18 protein-coding genes are annotated in these 15,577 nt (G+C 45.5%); 1 reads left to right on the forward strand and 17 read right to left on the reverse strand.

Going from position 1 to position 15,577, the window contains the following annotated elements:
* Window positions 1-165: 165 nt before the first annotated feature.
* The 13 genes from rpsR to BLP57_RS00275 form a co-directional block, all read right to left on the reverse strand.
* Window positions 166-429, reverse strand: coding sequence for a 30S ribosomal protein S18 (rpsR, locus tag BLP57_RS00215; RefSeq protein ID WP_021651398.1), 264 nt, complete (start codon window positions 427-429; stop codon window positions 166-168).
* 48 nt (window positions 430-477) lie between these two features.
* Window positions 478-936, reverse strand: a complete 459-nt coding sequence (locus BLP57_RS00220) for a single-stranded DNA-binding protein (RefSeq protein ID WP_015527188.1) — start codon at window positions 934-936, stop codon at window positions 478-480.
* A 73-nt stretch (window positions 937-1,009) separates the two neighbouring features.
* Window positions 1,010-1,297 carry a 30S ribosomal protein S6 gene (rpsF, locus tag BLP57_RS00225; protein ID WP_015527189.1) on the reverse strand — a complete coding sequence of 96 codons (288 nt, stop codon included), beginning with the start codon at window positions 1,295-1,297 and terminating at the stop codon, window positions 1,010-1,012.
* 115 nt (window positions 1,298-1,412) lie between these two features.
* A complete protein-coding gene (locus BLP57_RS00230) occupies window positions 1,413-1,607 on the reverse strand; it encodes a DUF951 domain-containing protein (protein WP_092068713.1) in 195 nt (64 codons plus the stop codon).
* A 49-nt stretch (window positions 1,608-1,656) separates the two neighbouring features.
* Window positions 1,657-2,379, reverse strand: coding sequence for an NAD-dependent protein deacylase (locus BLP57_RS00235; protein WP_015527191.1), 723 nt, complete (start codon window positions 2,377-2,379; stop codon window positions 1,657-1,659).
* Between the two features lie 32 nt (window positions 2,380-2,411).
* Complete coding sequence (srtB, locus tag BLP57_RS00240; RefSeq protein ID WP_021651401.1) at window positions 2,412-3,230, reverse strand: class B sortase; 819 nt, start codon at window positions 3,228-3,230, stop codon at window positions 2,412-2,414.
* A 176-nt stretch (window positions 3,231-3,406) separates the two neighbouring features.
* A complete protein-coding gene (locus BLP57_RS00245) occupies window positions 3,407-4,279 on the reverse strand; it encodes a phosphoribosylaminoimidazolesuccinocarboxamide synthase (protein ID WP_015527192.1) in 873 nt (290 codons plus the stop codon).
* A 124-nt stretch (window positions 4,280-4,403) separates the two neighbouring features.
* Complete coding sequence (locus BLP57_RS00250) at window positions 4,404-5,924, reverse strand: ATP-binding protein (protein ID WP_092068350.1); 1,521 nt, start codon at window positions 5,922-5,924, stop codon at window positions 4,404-4,406.
* Window positions 5,921-7,207, reverse strand: coding sequence for a vWA domain-containing protein (locus BLP57_RS00255; RefSeq protein WP_242872523.1), 1,287 nt, complete (start codon window positions 7,205-7,207; stop codon window positions 5,921-5,923). Before BLP57_RS00255 ends, BLP57_RS00250 begins: the two co-directional genes overlap by 4 nt.
* 34 nt (window positions 7,208-7,241) lie before the next feature.
* A complete protein-coding gene (locus tag BLP57_RS00260; RefSeq protein WP_092068357.1) occupies window positions 7,242-7,673 on the reverse strand; it encodes a hypothetical protein in 432 nt (143 codons plus the stop codon).
* Window positions 7,674-7,830: 157 nt separating this feature from the next.
* Window positions 7,831-8,490, reverse strand: coding sequence for an SdpI family protein (locus BLP57_RS00265; protein ID WP_330389271.1), 660 nt, complete (start codon window positions 8,488-8,490; stop codon window positions 7,831-7,833).
* Window positions 8,477-8,755 (reverse strand): autorepressor SdpR family transcription factor, encoded by a 279-nt coding sequence (locus tag BLP57_RS00270; RefSeq protein WP_015527197.1) that lies wholly within the window; start codon window positions 8,753-8,755, stop codon window positions 8,477-8,479. Before BLP57_RS00270 ends, BLP57_RS00265 begins: the two co-directional genes overlap by 14 nt.
* 216 nt (window positions 8,756-8,971) lie before the next feature.
* Window positions 8,972-9,202 carry an HPr family phosphocarrier protein gene (locus tag BLP57_RS00275; RefSeq protein ID WP_015527198.1) on the reverse strand — a complete coding sequence of 77 codons (231 nt, stop codon included), beginning with the start codon at window positions 9,200-9,202 and terminating at the stop codon, window positions 8,972-8,974.
* A gap of 157 nt (window positions 9,203-9,359) precedes the next feature.
* On the opposite strand from BLP57_RS00275, the gene BLP57_RS00280 reads away from it, so the two are divergent.
* Window positions 9,360-10,586 carry a 6-phosphofructokinase gene (locus BLP57_RS00280; protein ID WP_015527199.1) on the forward strand — a complete coding sequence of 409 codons (1,227 nt, stop codon included), beginning with the start codon at window positions 9,360-9,362 and terminating at the stop codon, window positions 10,584-10,586.
* Window positions 10,587-10,737: 151 nt separating this feature from the next.
* On the opposite strand, the gene BLP57_RS00285 is transcribed toward BLP57_RS00280, so the two are convergent.
* The 4 genes from BLP57_RS00285 to BLP57_RS00300 form a co-directional block, all read right to left on the reverse strand.
* A complete protein-coding gene (locus BLP57_RS00285; RefSeq protein ID WP_092068360.1) occupies window positions 10,738-11,826 on the reverse strand; it encodes a class II aldolase/adducin family protein in 1,089 nt (362 codons plus the stop codon).
* A gap of 211 nt (window positions 11,827-12,037) precedes the next feature.
* Window positions 12,038-13,849 carry a S8 family peptidase gene (locus BLP57_RS00290; protein WP_092068363.1) on the reverse strand — a complete coding sequence of 604 codons (1,812 nt, stop codon included), beginning with the start codon at window positions 13,847-13,849 and terminating at the stop codon, window positions 12,038-12,040.
* 104 nt (window positions 13,850-13,953) lie between these two features.
* Window positions 13,954-14,724: a prolipoprotein diacylglyceryl transferase gene (locus BLP57_RS00295; protein ID WP_015527202.1), complete on the reverse strand. Its 771-nt coding sequence runs from the start codon at window positions 14,722-14,724 to the stop codon at window positions 13,954-13,956.
* Window positions 14,721-15,539 (reverse strand): arginase family protein, encoded by an 819-nt coding sequence (locus tag BLP57_RS00300; RefSeq protein WP_021651344.1) that lies wholly within the window; start codon window positions 15,537-15,539, stop codon window positions 14,721-14,723. The genes BLP57_RS00295 and BLP57_RS00300 overlap by 4 nt, the downstream gene beginning before the upstream one ends.
* Between the last annotated feature and the right edge of the window lie 38 nt (window positions 15,540-15,577).

Here is a 15,577-nt window from a genome sequence, read left to right on the forward strand (position 1 = left end):
CCTGTTCTTAATGTAATTTAACCCACAAGTTATTTAACATTATACCAGATTCCTTATTATAATTCCATAGCAATGATAAAATCTGTTTTGCTCATAAAAAAAACAGGGCCGCTGCCTCCAGATGACTGCTCATCTGTTTCGCAACGACCCCGTATAAGATCAGAATTAGTCCTGAACGTATGGCATCAGGGACATATGACGTGCTCTCTTAACAGCAACTGTCAGTGCTCTCTGATGTTTCGCACAGTTACCTGTAATTCTTCTCGGGAGAATTTTACCTCTCTCGGAAACATACTTTCTTAACTTTGCTACATCCTTGTAATCGATCTCGTTATTCTCTTTACCGCAGAATACACAAACTTTTTTTCTTCTGCGTCCGCCTCTTCTCTTCATCGGAGAATCTGGTCTCTCGCCTCTATTGTAAGCCATGATTGTTTCCTCCTATCTTATTCGTCTCATCTGTCTTGATCAGATGTTCTAATTGAACGGCAGCTCCTCATCAATTCCATCTGGAATGTTCATGAAGCCGTCGGCGCTTGCTGCGCTCGGACTCGGCATAGACGTTGCAGGTGCTGCCTCTGTTCTCGGATGAGCTGCTGCATAGCTGTCGCTTGATGCTTTGCTCTCAGCAAATTCCTGATCCTCAACAACAACCTCTGTCGTATAAACCTTCTGTCCCTCACGGTTCGTATAGCTTCCTGTCTGGATACGTCCCGTAACTGCAATTTTCAGTCCCTGTCTGAAATACTTTTCTGCAAATTCTGCTGTACGTCCGAAAGAAACACAGCTGATAAAATCAGCACTTGCCTCTCCGTCACGACGGAATCTGCGATCAACTGCCAGTGTATATCTGGCGATTGCCAGGGCATTTTCTCCTGCGGAATATCTTACCTCAGGATCTCTTGTCAAGCGTCCCATTAATATTACTTTGTTCATCGTTCTACCTCTCTTATGATTTCACTTAACTGAACAGGTTCTTAATGGTGTTTTCAAAAATCCGCTGCAAAAATTATGCCTCTTTCTTGACAACCAGGTATCTTAATACATTGTCCATGATGCGGACATGTCTCTCGATCTCCGCCGGGCACTGAGAATCTGCTTCAAACTGAATAAAATAGTAGAAGCCTTCATGCATTTTCTGAATCTCGTAAGCTAATTTCTTCTTACCCCATTCTTCAACTTCTGTGATCACGCCGTTGTAACGTGTGATGTAGCCTTTTGCTTTCTCAACTACAGCGTCACGTGCTTCGTCCTCAAGCTTAGCGCTCACAACTAATGCTAACTCGTACTTGTTCATGCTTGTCTTAACCTCCTTATGGTCTTTTGGCCCTTTGCCTGTCAAAGAGCAAGGATATGAAATATATCACGATTGTTGATTCTAGCACATCTCTCCCGTGATGTAAAGCATAAATTTAATTTTTTTCAATTTTTTTCAAATCTCGTGTATTTTTCTCAACCAGCTTACGTGCCACCATGATCTGATGTCCGCAGCCCTTGCATTTCAGGCGAAAATCCGCTCCTACGCGAAGGATCTCCCATTCTTTACTGCCACAGGGATGAGCCTTCTTCAGTGTGACAATATCTCCAACTTCATAATTTAATTCCATTTGATACTCCTCATTTTTAATTTGCAGATCATCCCAGGTTCCCATATTTTCAGACTCTTATCTGAGAAAACACCTGCCCGATCGGTTCTTTAATAAGAAGATCCGCATATTTATCCCTCGGTGTCGGTGCCTTGTTGATCACCACCAGATGATTTCCCCGGAAATAATCGATCAGACCTGCTGCCGGATATACCGCCAGAGAAGTTCCCCCAATGATCAGCACCTCCGCCTCCGAGATCACTCTTACTGATTCCTGGATCGTATAGTCATCCAGCCCTTCCTCATAAAGGACCACATCCGGCTTGATCATGCCGCCGCAGCTGCACCGCGGAACACCTTTCGATTCCTTCATATATTTAAAATCATAGGATTTCCCGCATTTCACACAATGATTTCGGTAAACGCTTCCGTGAAGCTCCAGGACCTTTTTACTTCCTGCCATCTGGTGAAGATTATCGATATTCTGAGTGATCACAGCCTTCAGCTTTCCTGTTTGCTCCATCTCCGCCAGCTTAAGATGTGCCGCATTCGGTTTTGCAGTATCACAAAGCATCTTATCTCTGTAAAATTTAAAGAATTCCTCAGGTTTTCGCATAAAAAATGTATGGCTTAAGATCGTCTCCGGCGGGTAATCATATTTCTGGTTATACAGTCCGTCCTGGCTTCGAAAATCCGGGATCCCGCTTTCTGTTGAAACACCTGCACCGCCGAAAAATACAATATTTCTGCTCTCATCAATGATCTTTTGTAATTTTTCTATCTCATTTCCCATATCATTTCCTCCCAAACTTATCCGCAAAAGCTCTACTGCGGGTTCACCGCATTCACTCTTTTTCCCTGTACCACAAAACGTGTTGCCTGATTGCCGGTACAAGTTGATAATGTAACGATCTTATCCTTCACATTGGCTTCACTTGCAGTGGCATCTGTTCTGATCTCCGAATTCTGGAACATTTTTTTCTCATATTCCAGAAACTCTTTGCCAGGTCCTTTAAATAAGGTATACGTATCGCTGTTTACAGAAGTCGTATACGCTGCAATGATCTCATACCGGTAATCTTTTTCCGGTGTGAGGATCCAGAAATATTTGCTGGTATTATAAAGCGTCTCATCCGCTCTGTACTTTTTCAGCATTCCAAACATGGAACCATTCTTCATGTTGTGTCCGTACACCAGGGTATTACAATCGCTGAAATCTCTTTTGTTCTCATAATCAATAAAGATCGTTCCCGCAAAATTATAATTTTTCTCATATGTCTGATGCAGATAAAAATTATTATCCTCTCCCTGTACCACCGGATAACTGATCTCAGGCAATGCTTCCATATAGATCCAGCCGATCACATCCTCATTGATACTCCTGAGAGAATCAAAATCAATGCTCACAGGTGCTACAGGCTGTTCATCCGGCTGATCTATCTCTTCCACCTGGTCCGGATCACGTTCTGTCACTGCCATTTCGGAAATGCTGTTATATTCATCGGTTCCTTTTTTATATTCTGTATAAATATGATAAAGGTTAAAAGCTGCATAACAGAAAATACAGATTGCCACGATCAGAACGATCGTCAGAATATGATCTCCAACTGTTTTTTTCTTTTTCACCTTGTTTTTCCTGCTCATAATCACACTCCTTTAAATCTGTCAGGATCATCTGGTTTCTGTATTTATTATAAATATCCCTCCGTTTTCTTGCAACCGTTTTGTTTTTGTCCTGTTTTATACAGAAAAAAGCCGCCTCGGAATGGGCATCCGAAGCGGCTTGTAAGGTATGTTCTATTTCAGAGCTGCTGTTATTTTCAGGCCAATTCTTTTCCTGTAAGCATTTTGTATGCCTGGAGATATTTCTCAATAGTCTTGTCAACGATCTCCTGCGGAAGTGTCCAGTCGTTGTCCGGATTGGCTTTCAGCCAGTCACGTGCAAACTGTTTGTCAAAGGATGGCTGACCATGTCCTGGTTCATAGCCTTCTGCCGGCCAGAAACGGGAGCTGTCCGGTGTCAGCATCTCATCACCGATGACCATGTTTCCGTCCTCATCAAGACCAAACTCGAATTTTGTATCTGCAATGATGATTCCCTTGCTGAGTGCATACTCTGCACATTTTTTGTAAAGAGCAATGGTGTTGTCACGAAGCTTTTCTGCATACTCGCGTCCTTTTCCCGGGAAGTATTTCTCAAGATGATCGATACTCTGCTCAAAGGAAATATTCTCATCGTGATCACCGATCTCAGCCTTGGTAGATGGTGTGTAGATCGGCTCAGGCAGCTTGTCGGATTCCTTCAGTCCCTCTGGAAGCTTGATGCCGCATACAGTGCCGTTCTCCTTGTAGCTTGCCCAGCCGCTTCCTGTGATGTATCCACGTACGATACACTCGATCGGCAGCATGTTCAGTTTACGGCACATCATGGATTTTCCTTCGAATTTCTCCTGCTGGAAAAACTCCGGCATATCCTTGGTATCTACAGAGATCATGTGGTTCGGAAGAATGTCCTCAGTCATGTCAAACCAGAATTTGGACATCTGGGTCAGTACAGCACCTTTCTTTGTAACTTCGTTATTCAGAATTACGTCAAAGCAGCTGATACGGTCTGTTGCAACCATGATCAGACTGTCTCCATTGTCATAGATCTCACGTACTTTACCTTCTTTGATTGGTTTTAATTCCTGCATGTTCTCACACCTCATCATTCGGTTATTTGATTTTTGTTTTCGACACCGTTACCGTATCACCTCACAAGCCCTCCTGTCAAGATGTCAGGCCCCTTTCAGTCATAAGTATTCGTTAAGGGATCATTCATATTTCTAATAGCGACGCACATTCCTCCTGAAGCTTTTTCTCCTGCTTCCGGTAAAGAAGCTTCTCACTACAGGCAAAATAAGGATCACAGCCATACTCCCGGATAAAGGCCGCCGCATGGCTGTTCCGAGTCAGTCCGGTGACAAAAAGCACCGTTTCCTGTCCGTCCCCGAAGCATTCCTTCATAAATGTAAAGGCCTGTTCCAGCTCCCCGCTGATCTTTTTCGCACAGGCCTTTCTCTTCTCCGCCATTTCCGTAAAAAGCTGCCGGATCCGTTCAAAGCCAGCCTCTGTTTCTGTGATATGCTCCTTTCGGATAGTAAGGCTGAATTCCTCCAGAGTGCGGATCACAAGCTCTTCCGTAGTCTGCTGATCTGCGGTAAGAAGCTCCGCCTCCAGACGGACAGCCAGACTTTTCTTCTTCATATCTGTAAATTCATCCAGCGCTGTCATGTCCTTTTTATCCTGAAGAAAAGCTTTCAGATGCAGAAGTTCCTGATAAACAGCACCTGTTTCACCATCCATCTTCTCATAGGTCAGAAAACTTCCGTTCAGACCGTCAAGCAGAAGCCCTGTCACAAGGAAGCGTTCCTCAAAGGAAGCTTCCTTCGCCATTTTTACCTTTTTCTGCTGTTCCTCCTCCGGCATCTCTCCGGAAAGCAGGCGTCCCAGGCCATAGTCCTCTCCGTACTTTCGATACAGCTGATAGCTGGCAAAAAAGCTTCTTGCGATCTCCTCTCTGCATAAATACTCCCCGATCAGATTCTCTGTGATCTCCACGCCCAGCTCCTCATAGGCCTTCAGGATCTCAGACAGGTCTTCCCAGCCTCTTGCTGTCACGAAGAATTTCCCGTCCACTGTATTCTCCACAAAATAAAAATGATCCTTCTTCATGCCGAGATAAGCCAGGATCGATCCATGGATCTCCTTTTTCCAGGCATACTCCATCCACACCTCAAGATCTGCCTCGATATCCATCCTCCGCACACGGTCCAGTGTTACAATATCAAACTCCCGGACCGATTTATTATATTCCGGAGGATTTCCTGCTGCCGCGATCAGCCATCCTTCCGGCACACTGTGGCTTCCGAAGGTCTTGTTCTGAAGGAACTGCAGCATGGTAGGCGCAAGTGTCTCGGAGACACAGTTGATCTCATCGATAAACAGGATTCCCTCCTTCTTTCCGGTACGTTCCATACAATCATACACAGAAGCAATGATCTCGCTTAAGGTATACTCTGTGATGCTGACCTCTTTTCCGTTGTAGCACCGGGTCACGATCCTTGGCAGTCCTACCGCACTCTGTCTTGTATGGTGGGTGATGGTATAGGCTACCAGACCTACCTCGCATTCCTCTGCCACCTGCTCCATGATCGCTGTTTTCCCGATTCCGGGAGGTCCCATAAGCAGGATGGGACGCTGCCGGAGTTTGGGAAATGTGTAGCGTCCGGCTGCATCCTTCCGGTTGTAAGCCAGTAAGGTATGTTTGATCTCTTCTTTTGCCTCTTTTATGTTCATGTTCTGTAACGCACTCCTTCCTGCTCTGCCACAAGCCGGATCGCCCAGGGCGGAACAAGCTCCATTTTTTCTGTTTTATGTAAAAATACAAAGGCCGTTTCATAATCCGGTTTGCTTCCGGGATATATCCCATCCCCGTCTGTAAAATAGATCAGAGCCTTAAGACTGCGGATTTCTTTTTTCTCCTGCTGCTCCTTCACATACCGGAACACCGGCCGGAAATCCGTTCCTCCCCGGCCCTGTATGGTGATATTTTTGCTGTATTCCTTCCATTCTTCCTCGGAATGGATCACCTTAACATCCTGGATACAGCAGTCACACTGGATCAGATACACCTTCATTTTATGGAAAAAATTCTCTTTTTCACTGAGAATGGAATACGTTTCTCCAAGGAATCTCCGCACAGTCTCTCCATCACAGGAGCCGGAAGTATCAATGGCGATCACCAGCTCCTCCAGACGGTTCACTTCCTTATATTCCAGCGGCTCGATCAGCGGAAGATTTCCATAATGCTCCATCCCGTAATTATAAAAAATATAATCAAAGCTTTCCGTATCCAGCTCCACCTCTTCCCGCAGCACAGAAAACTGACGGAGAAATTTTTTGTAATCGTATCTTCCGGATCTTACCGTTCCTGCCTCTTCCTTCTGGTCCCCTTTCTGGCTTCCCCGCCGTTTCCGGTAATCCTGACGGTTTGCGACAGTATAGGAAAGAAGCTTGTTCCATTTTTCCTTTGTTCTTTTTCCTTTTTCTCCTGTGCAGATGCCCCACAGGGTGTGGTCATCAAAATGAAAGGCTTCCTCCAACTCTTCCAGGTGAAACGGAAAAGCCTGTTCCTTCAGCTTCCGGCATATCTTTTCTGCGGAATCCGACCTGTCTCCCAGAATATGAAAAACCTTTTCACGGATTTTTTTCGCATCGCCGCCTGTCTCCAGAATCGGGATCCTTTCCCTGGAAATGATCTGTTCCACCGCAATATCACAGGCCAGGTTCCATAAGCGTCTGTCCTCCTGATCCTCCCGAAAGAGGTGCAGATACAGACAGTGCAGCAGCATATGCAGATAACCTCTTCGCACTGCCTCCGGCTTTTTTACATAAAGCTTCAGAAGATATTCCGGGGAAAAAAGAAAAAAAGCTCCATCTGTTCCAATGGTTCCGGTCTGCTCTGAGCCCTTCCCGGAAATGCAGGCAAAAGCACCGTCCAGATATGGAAAATAGTAGTACAGTTCGTTCCTTATATTTTCCAGGATATGTATTCCAAGCTCTTCCTGCCTCCGTTCCACCGAATCCGCCTCCATTCCCGATTTCCTAAAAAAATCACAGCTCGAATTTCTTCTCTTTAAATCCATAATTTGCTTTTTTCAAATGGAGAAGTCCCATCAGCGCTGCAGGTCTCCTCCACTCTTCAGCCAGTTTCAGGAACACCTCCAGCTCCTGTTCCCCAAACCATTCGTTCTCATAAAGCTTCTCGATCTTTTCCCAGTCATCTTCCAGGATCAGGCGTTCCACAGCCGGACGGATCCTTTTCTTAAGATATGCTCCATAATGCGCGCGTTCCTCTTCCTCCACACCTTCCTCCAGAAAATATCCCCGCAGGGCAACTGCCAGCCGCAGCGGCTCCTGCTTGGTACTTCCGAATTTCCGGTAAAGATGAATGGCCTCTTCTTTGGCATCCTCGTTCTCCGCCCGCATTTCAAGAGCAGTGGCAGCAACTTCCACATCTTTTTGAAAACGGCTTAATTCTGTCATAATGATCCCTCCTGTCTGCTGTCTGTTTATAGTGTTCGAGAAAATGCTTTTGTATGACATTATCATATCACGTACCGCTTTGTTTGAACATTATTTTTTGTTAAAAAAGAAACCGCCACTGCCTTTTTTCTGACAGTGACGGTCCGAAATTATTTTCTCAGATTCCCTTTTTATAAAGAATAAATGAATAGATCATTGGCACAAGGATGACCAGCAAAATTACCGCAAAAACAATTTCCGTTTTCAGGAGCAGCGAATTCATAAGAAAAAGCAGCCCTGACAGGATCAGTATCCAGCCTGTCATACGGTTGGTACGGTTCCAGTTCTCCTCACTGTTCAAGGTCCAGGGAAGCTTCATTCCCACTGTATAATTCTGTTTCACCTTATGAACGTAATTTCCGAGAATGATAAACATGATCCCCACCATGATATTCACGATCACACCTATATCAATGTCCATACCCAGAGCAAGACCATAGATTGACATGCAGGTGATCACAGACACCACCGGAACCAGCCACAGGATCATAGTAAAAATACGCCTGTTGATATTTTTTCGCTTTGGATCATTGGCTGTAAAAAACACGCAAAACAGATGGATCAGCAAAAGCAGAAACGGAATTCCAAAAACTGCCATCGGTTTGCTGCTCCAGCCATTAGCCAGATTATGCTGATCAAAATGTGTTGCGATCTTCTCCGGCAGACGGTTCCACAGCAGGATCCCTGCCAGTGACGGCGAGACCGTAAGGATACTCCCGGAGATCAGAGACATTTTATATTCCTTCAGAAACTTTTTTCTTTCTTCACCTTTCATCATTCTTTCCCCCTTTCAGATCACTGAGCCACAGAAGCAGCTCCTCTACAACTGTAGTATTCAGTTCGTAATACACGAAATTCTTTACCTTCGTCTCCCACACAAGATCTGCTTTCTTCAAAATTTTCAGATGATAGGATATGGTTGCACCTGTCATATCAAAATGTCCTCCAATCTCCCCGGCTGACATTTTCCCGTTTTTCAGAAGCTGCAGGATTTCTCTCCGCACAGGATCCGAAAGTGCCTTGAAGGTTTCCGCAAACGCCATCGTGTATGTCTTCCTCCTTTCGGATGGTATTTAGAAATATTTCTAAATAGAATATATCACTTCCGGATTCCCCGGTCAATAAGTATTTAGATTTTTTTCTAAATAGTTACATTTGTCATCTATCAAAAAATGAGGATACCGATCATCGCCTCTGCGACCTTACGATATCCTCATTCACCATCGATCAACCATTATTTATTTTTTCCCCTCTTAAACCTACCTCATGCAAAAACCAAGACTGGATGTGATCTCCGGCGCAAGCTCCGGCACATGTGCACAAAAGTCCATCTCTCTGCCAAGGCCAATGGATGCAACTCCAAGAATGGATTTGCCATTTACCGTTCTGCTTCCCCTTTTCAGATCCACTGCAAACGGAAAATGCTCCGTCACATCAAGAAAACGGTTCACTTCATCCATGCTCTCAAACTGTACTTTTTTTACTGTCATCGTTTTTTTCACCTCTTTTCTCTATCTATACTACTATTTTACTATGATATAATTATTTGTATAGAGTAATTTTTTTATAAAAAAGGTGATTTTTTTAGATGTTATCTTCTCCTATTTCTGTTACAATATAAAAAAACAACACCCAGGAGGTATCAGAATGTCAAAAAAGAACCTTATCGCAGGACAGTCCGGCGGACCGACCGCAGCTATCAACAGCAGTCTTTACGGTGTGGTATCTGAAGCACTTAAACATACAGAAGAGATCGACCATGTTTATGGTATGGTCAACGGCATTGAGGGATTTTTAAACGGAACAGTCCTTGATTTCCAGGAAGCACTTCCGGGAGAGCAGCTTCTCGCTCTTACCTGGACCCCCGGCGCTTACCTTGGCTCCTGCCGTTACAAGCTTCCGGAATCCCTGGAGGATCCGGTTTATCCGAAGCTTTTTCAGAAATTCGAGGAGATGAACATCGGCTGGTTCTTTTATATCGGCGGCAACGATTCCATGGATACCGTCAGCAAGCTTTCCCGCTATGCTGAAAAGATCGGCAGCGACATCCGTATCCTCGGTGAGCCGAAGACCATTGATAACGATCTTGTAAACACCGACCATACTCCCGGATTCGGAAGTGCTGCCCGCTACGTAGCCTCCACCGTCCGTGAGATCACCCTGGACGCCTGTGTCTATGAGAAAAAATCCGTCACTATCATCGAGATCATGGGACGTCACGCTGGCTGGCTCACCGGAGCTGCTGCCCTTGCCCGGAAATACGTTGGAGACAATCCGCTTCTCATTTATCTTCCGGAAACCGATTTCGATGTAGAAGAATTTCTCCAGAAAGTTCATGCTGCCTTCGAGAAAAACTGCAACGTCGTAGTCTGTGTATCTGAGGGAATCCATGATAAAGACGGCACTTTCATCTGCGAATACGACAGCGCTGCCGGAACCGACGCCTTCGGTCACAAGATGCTGGCTGGCTGTGGTAAATATCTTGAGAATCTTGTACGCAGCCGTCTTGGTGTCAAAGCCCGCTCCGTAGAGCTCAATGTAAGCCAGCGCTGCTCTGCAGCTATGCTCGCCGGAACAGACCAGCAAGAAGGCATCCTCGCCGGTGAATTTGGTGTACAGGCTGCCCTGAACGGCGAAACCGGAAAGATGATCGCATTTAAACGTCAGAGTGATTCTCCGTACTCCATGAAATGTACACTGGAGGATGTCAATGTTATCTGCAACGAAGAAAAGACGGTCCCTGTGGAATGGATCACAGAAGACGGCTCCGATGTCACCGAAGACTTTATCCGCTATGCCCGCCCGCTGATCCAGGGAACTGTAAATGTTCCGGTTGGTGAGGATGGACTGCCGGCGTTCGTGTATCGGAAATAAGATTTGTGGTAATGCGGATAAAAATATCCACATTTGCTGCGTAACTCTGTCCTGAGTAACTGTTTATCCGTCATTCGATAAAAAATGCACCGGGAATTTCCTAATAGTTCCCGATGCATTTTCTTTATTTCTCTCTATATATTTTTCTTTTTTATTTCTTACTGCGATATGCTTCTGCTTCCCAGTGTGTGATAAAATATGTGATCTCATCGGTCATCTGCAGCGGGCCGCCAAAGCTCTCTGCATACACTGCAAGCTTGATCGCATCCTTTACCAGAAGCTGTGCCTTTGCAGCCTTTCCTTTGTCATCTTCCATGATAAATGCGCCAACGCCCTGTACCAGGATCAGTCTTGGCTCTTTATCATTCTCTGCCATAAATGCATCCATCGCATTTTTCGCCTCATCAATATTTTCTACAAATAACGGATAAGGTCCGCAATATACAATATGATCCGGAGTAAACGGCTTCAGAAGAGGTGCCGCAGCAGTTTTATCTTTTACAAAATTATTCGCCTCCGCAGCCGGTACGACTTCCACCGCATGTCCAAGCAGACTGGAAAGCTTCTGTGCTGCCTGCTCTTTTTCAGGTGTAACTGCATCACTTACATCCGCAGTTCTCTTTACCTGCTTTTCCAGCTTTCCGATCACACCATCGAATAAAACGCCGATCTCCTCTACAGTATCAGCCGCAACAAAAATTCCGTGATTCTGAAGCAGAAGAACCTGCACGTCTTTTCCTGTTTCTTCTTTATAGGCATTCATTTTCTCGAAGCAGATACGGGCAAGTGTGTATCCCGGTTTGCAGATATCGATCCAGAGTACATCTTTTCCAAGAAGCTCTTCGCAAAGAGCCTTTGCGCCCTTTCCGCAGGTCAGTCCATTGATAAGTGTCGGATGAACATGCAGGACATACGTATAAGCAAACAGATTGTGGAGCAGTGCTTCCACGCTGGGACGTTTGGTTTTATCCTCATCGGTCACTGCCGCCATTACATCTGCAAGATATGCAGATTCACGTTTCACATCATCCGCCGGATATTCCGTTTTCATGATCTCATTCAGACGGGCTCTGTCCATTTTGACAAATTCCTCTGCCTTAATGGTAGCAAGCTGTGTACCGGATCCCTTTACATACAATGTTGTATCGTCTTTTACAGAAGTATTACCGCCTCCTGCCAGAACATAGGCCGGATTGCTTCCGTAAGTGTTTGACATTTTTACCAAAGTTGAAAGCTCCATAAGTAAAATTCCTCCCTGTTGTGTCATTATATGATTTTTCCATATATTTATAGTACACGATACAAAGTGAATTATCTATATGAATATTTTTTCCAAAACTAGTACTTTCGTATCCTTTTATTATTTTTCCAAATGTAATATCTATGCATCTACTCTTTCCAAAGGAAATGATCTGTTTCTGCTTTTCATATTTTTTCCAGCTCTCATCCTCTCACGTCAGCAGTTCAAAGGTATGATACAGATCCACCCTCCCATACCCCCACTCCGGGTTTGGGTACTGCATGTTTTCTTCTCTTCTTGCGCCTCTCTGCAGATAATATTTCACGCTGCTCCCAGTAAAAAACGGCTGGTTATCCCGTATGATCGCCCATTCAAACAGAAGTGCCGCGATACCGGCGGTCTGTGCGGCGGAGATACTGGTTCCGGAGCGGGTTCCAAAGCCGCCTCGTACCAGCGGCACTTTTACGTTAACGCCAGGAGCTGCCAGATGTGGAGTTATCATGCCATCTGGCGTATAGCCTCTGCCTGCTGCAATGTAGATGCTTCCGTCACGATGCTGGTAGGCAGTTGCCGTAATGCTGTTCCTGGCGTCTCCCGGCGCTGTCACCGTGGTATAGGGGGATGGTTCCAGAAAATAGGTATCCTGGGAGATCAGCCCTTCCACAGGAAGCCATATATGGAACTGTACGTTCTGTTGATTTCTTGCCTTGGTAAAAATTTTCCAGATACCGGACGCCGGATGGAAAAATCGGATATACACCAGGGAATATCCGGTCTGACGCTCGATCAAGATATAATTCACATACACCTTTGTTTCCACAAAAACAAATGACAGCTCCTGGGTTCTGGAACCGATGGAACTGCTGACTTCCAGTATCTCACCGGTTGGTGACTGGATGGAAAGCTCATAGATTTCCGGCGGTTCTCCCCAGAATTCTATGGTAAAGCCCTGCTCTCTTTCCGCTACACGGAGTTCTGTCACGATCTGTTCCCTTCCCTGAGAAAAAATCCCCGTACTGTGGTTTCTTGTATTTCCTTCGTTTCCTGCTGCCACAGATACGGATACCTGAGAAAAATTTGCCACATAGTCCACATACTGGCTTAACGCATTGGTCCCCAGATGCGCGCCCTGGCTGCTTCCGATCCCCAGGCAGATAGAAAGTGGCATCTTCAGCTTTTTGGCCTGGGAAATCGCAAAAGCAATGGCCATCATCACATCATTTTCCTGAAAAGCTTCTGCCTCCGGAGGATAAAGATAAAAATTCCGGAGATATTGCTTTGCCGGCTTTACCTTGATGATGATCAGGGTTGCCTCCGGCGCTGCTCCGGTAAAATTTTCTCCGGGTACCATATTTCCGGCAGCAATACCCGCCAGTGCCGTGCCATGGCCGTTGGTATCTCTGGATGGCACGATGGCAAACGGCTCCTCGGAAGCCAGTGCCCGGTCGATATCCTTTTTCCGGAATAATTTGCCATATGGAACTTCTGTATCTGCTATATCATCCCCCGGCAAATTATCTGCATCTCCATTTTCAGCTTCCAACTCCCGTCCAGACTGATTTTGTTCTTCCTCTTCTATGGACTGATCCCATAAATAAGCGATTCTGGAGCCGCCTGCATTTCGAAACACTTCATTCTGATAATCAATCCCCGAATCGATCACCGCCACCGCAGTACCTTTTCCACGCAGCTTCAGATAAGGGTGATCGTGCAGCCTGTTGATCCCTGATTCCCCTGCTGCCTCCATATCCATGTAGGTATAACATTTCGGGATCGAATTATAGGAGGTTCCCGTGACCTCAATTTCTCCCATACTTTCCAGCGGAACATAAAGAACCCCGAAAATTTCATTGATCGCCCGAAAAGATGCCCCCGGAAAAAGTTCCATAGTATCCTGGACATTCTGCATATATTTCACGATAAAATCCCCGAAGCGCTGACTCTGTGCCGGATTTTCCGTCTGCGCTCCGGGGATCTTATCCTCTGTTTTCATATTTGGTTCAAAATCTTCTTTTCTGAGCATGACAGGCCTGCTTTCGCCTTTTTCATAGATGTATGCAGCGAAAACCTGTCCTTATACCACTATTGTCCAACTTTTTCCTGATACATGGGACTTCCCTGATCCATTTAAACACTGCTCTTGCTATCTCTTTTTTTCCTGATCCGTATCAGCAGCACGATCCCCGCAATCCCTGTAAAAATACTGATAAACTGGGAAGTCGACAAAATTCCCACACTTCCACGGATAATATCCCCACGGAAAAACTCGATCACAAACCGTCCAATGCTATAAAAGATCAGATAACAGGCAGTAACCTGACCATCTTCTTTTTTGTTCCGTGCGATCAGCAACAACAAAAGAAAATGCAGAAAATCCAGTCCGCTGGAATACAACTGCGTCGGGATCAGCGCCACGTGATTGGGCGCATATTCGGAATTCTGAAATATCACAGAAAAAACACTCTCTGTCTCTTTTCCATAACAGCAGCCCGCCAGGAAACATCCGATCCGTCCAAATCCCTGGGCCAGTGCCACAGATGGCAGGATCACATCCGCATATTTAAAAAATACAAGCTTTCTGATCCTGCAATACAGAAGCCCCGTCAGTATACCGCCGATGATACCGCCAAACACCACAAAACCGGAGCTTAAAGTTTCCATTATAAATCCCGGATCCTGAACAATTGATTTCCACTCTGTGATCCAGAAGAGAAGCTTTGCACAGAAAAATCCACCCACCAGGCACCACAGGATCATTGGAAAGATCTGTTCACTGTCAAGCTTCTGTTTTCCGGCTCTATATTCTGCAGTCAGGCAGCCTGCCAAAATTCCAATGGCGATCATCAGACCATAACCGTATACCGTAAATGGCCCAATGGTAAGAAGTTCATTTTTCATCGGTTTCCTCCTGTTATCTCATTCTTATTTCCGTCATGATCTTCGCTCCCGTATGCGGACAGAAAACACTCCAGCAATGTAGCATTGGCCCGGTCATTCAAGGCGCTGTTTCCAGATTCTGCTACATCACATTCACCACAGATATCCACGCCCAGGATTCCCTCTGCACATATTTCTCTGACTCTCTTCAGACATTCCAGCATCGTATTCAGGCGCATATCCCCCTGGCTCCAGTTCGTGTCCGCATCATCCTTGCAGAGAACATCTTTATCCACAGAAATGTACAGCGGCAGCTTTCCCACATGCTTGCTTACAAACGCACACACCTGCGCCTCTTCCATTTCCAGAAGCTTCTCTCTGCTCAAGAATTCCACCTTTTCCTGAATCTCCGATTCCACTCTGGAAAAAGCTTCCTCATCCGGGCCGATCAGGATCACCCTTTTAAGCAATGGAAGTTCCATAACAGAATCGTAGATCCATCCTCCGCAGGAAAGCAGACCTCCGAATGCCGGCGGCTGCATATCCGTGTGATTGTCAAATACAAGAAGCGAGAAAGGCTCCGATATCTTTTCCAGCCAGATCCTTGTCATATAGTGATAGTTTCCAGAATCAATAAAATGGATTCCTCCGGAAGAATAAGGGGCAATACGGCTGCGAATGGCATTCATCGCATCCTCATCACAGTAGCAGTTGGTTCCGGGAATGTCCCTGGCCTCCACCCGGGATACTTCTTTTCCCCTCCAGAACTGCTGATCCTCATATATTCCGGAAAAATCCATCATCAGTATCTTTATATTTTTATCTGTATTTTTCATGTGCACATCTTACCACGGAATGGCAGATGATGCAAGAG

This window comes from Blautia sp. SF-50, assembly GCF_900101315.1.
GTDB classification, from domain to species: Bacteria; Bacillota; Clostridia; order Lachnospirales; family Lachnospiraceae; genus Blautia_A; species Blautia_A fusiformis.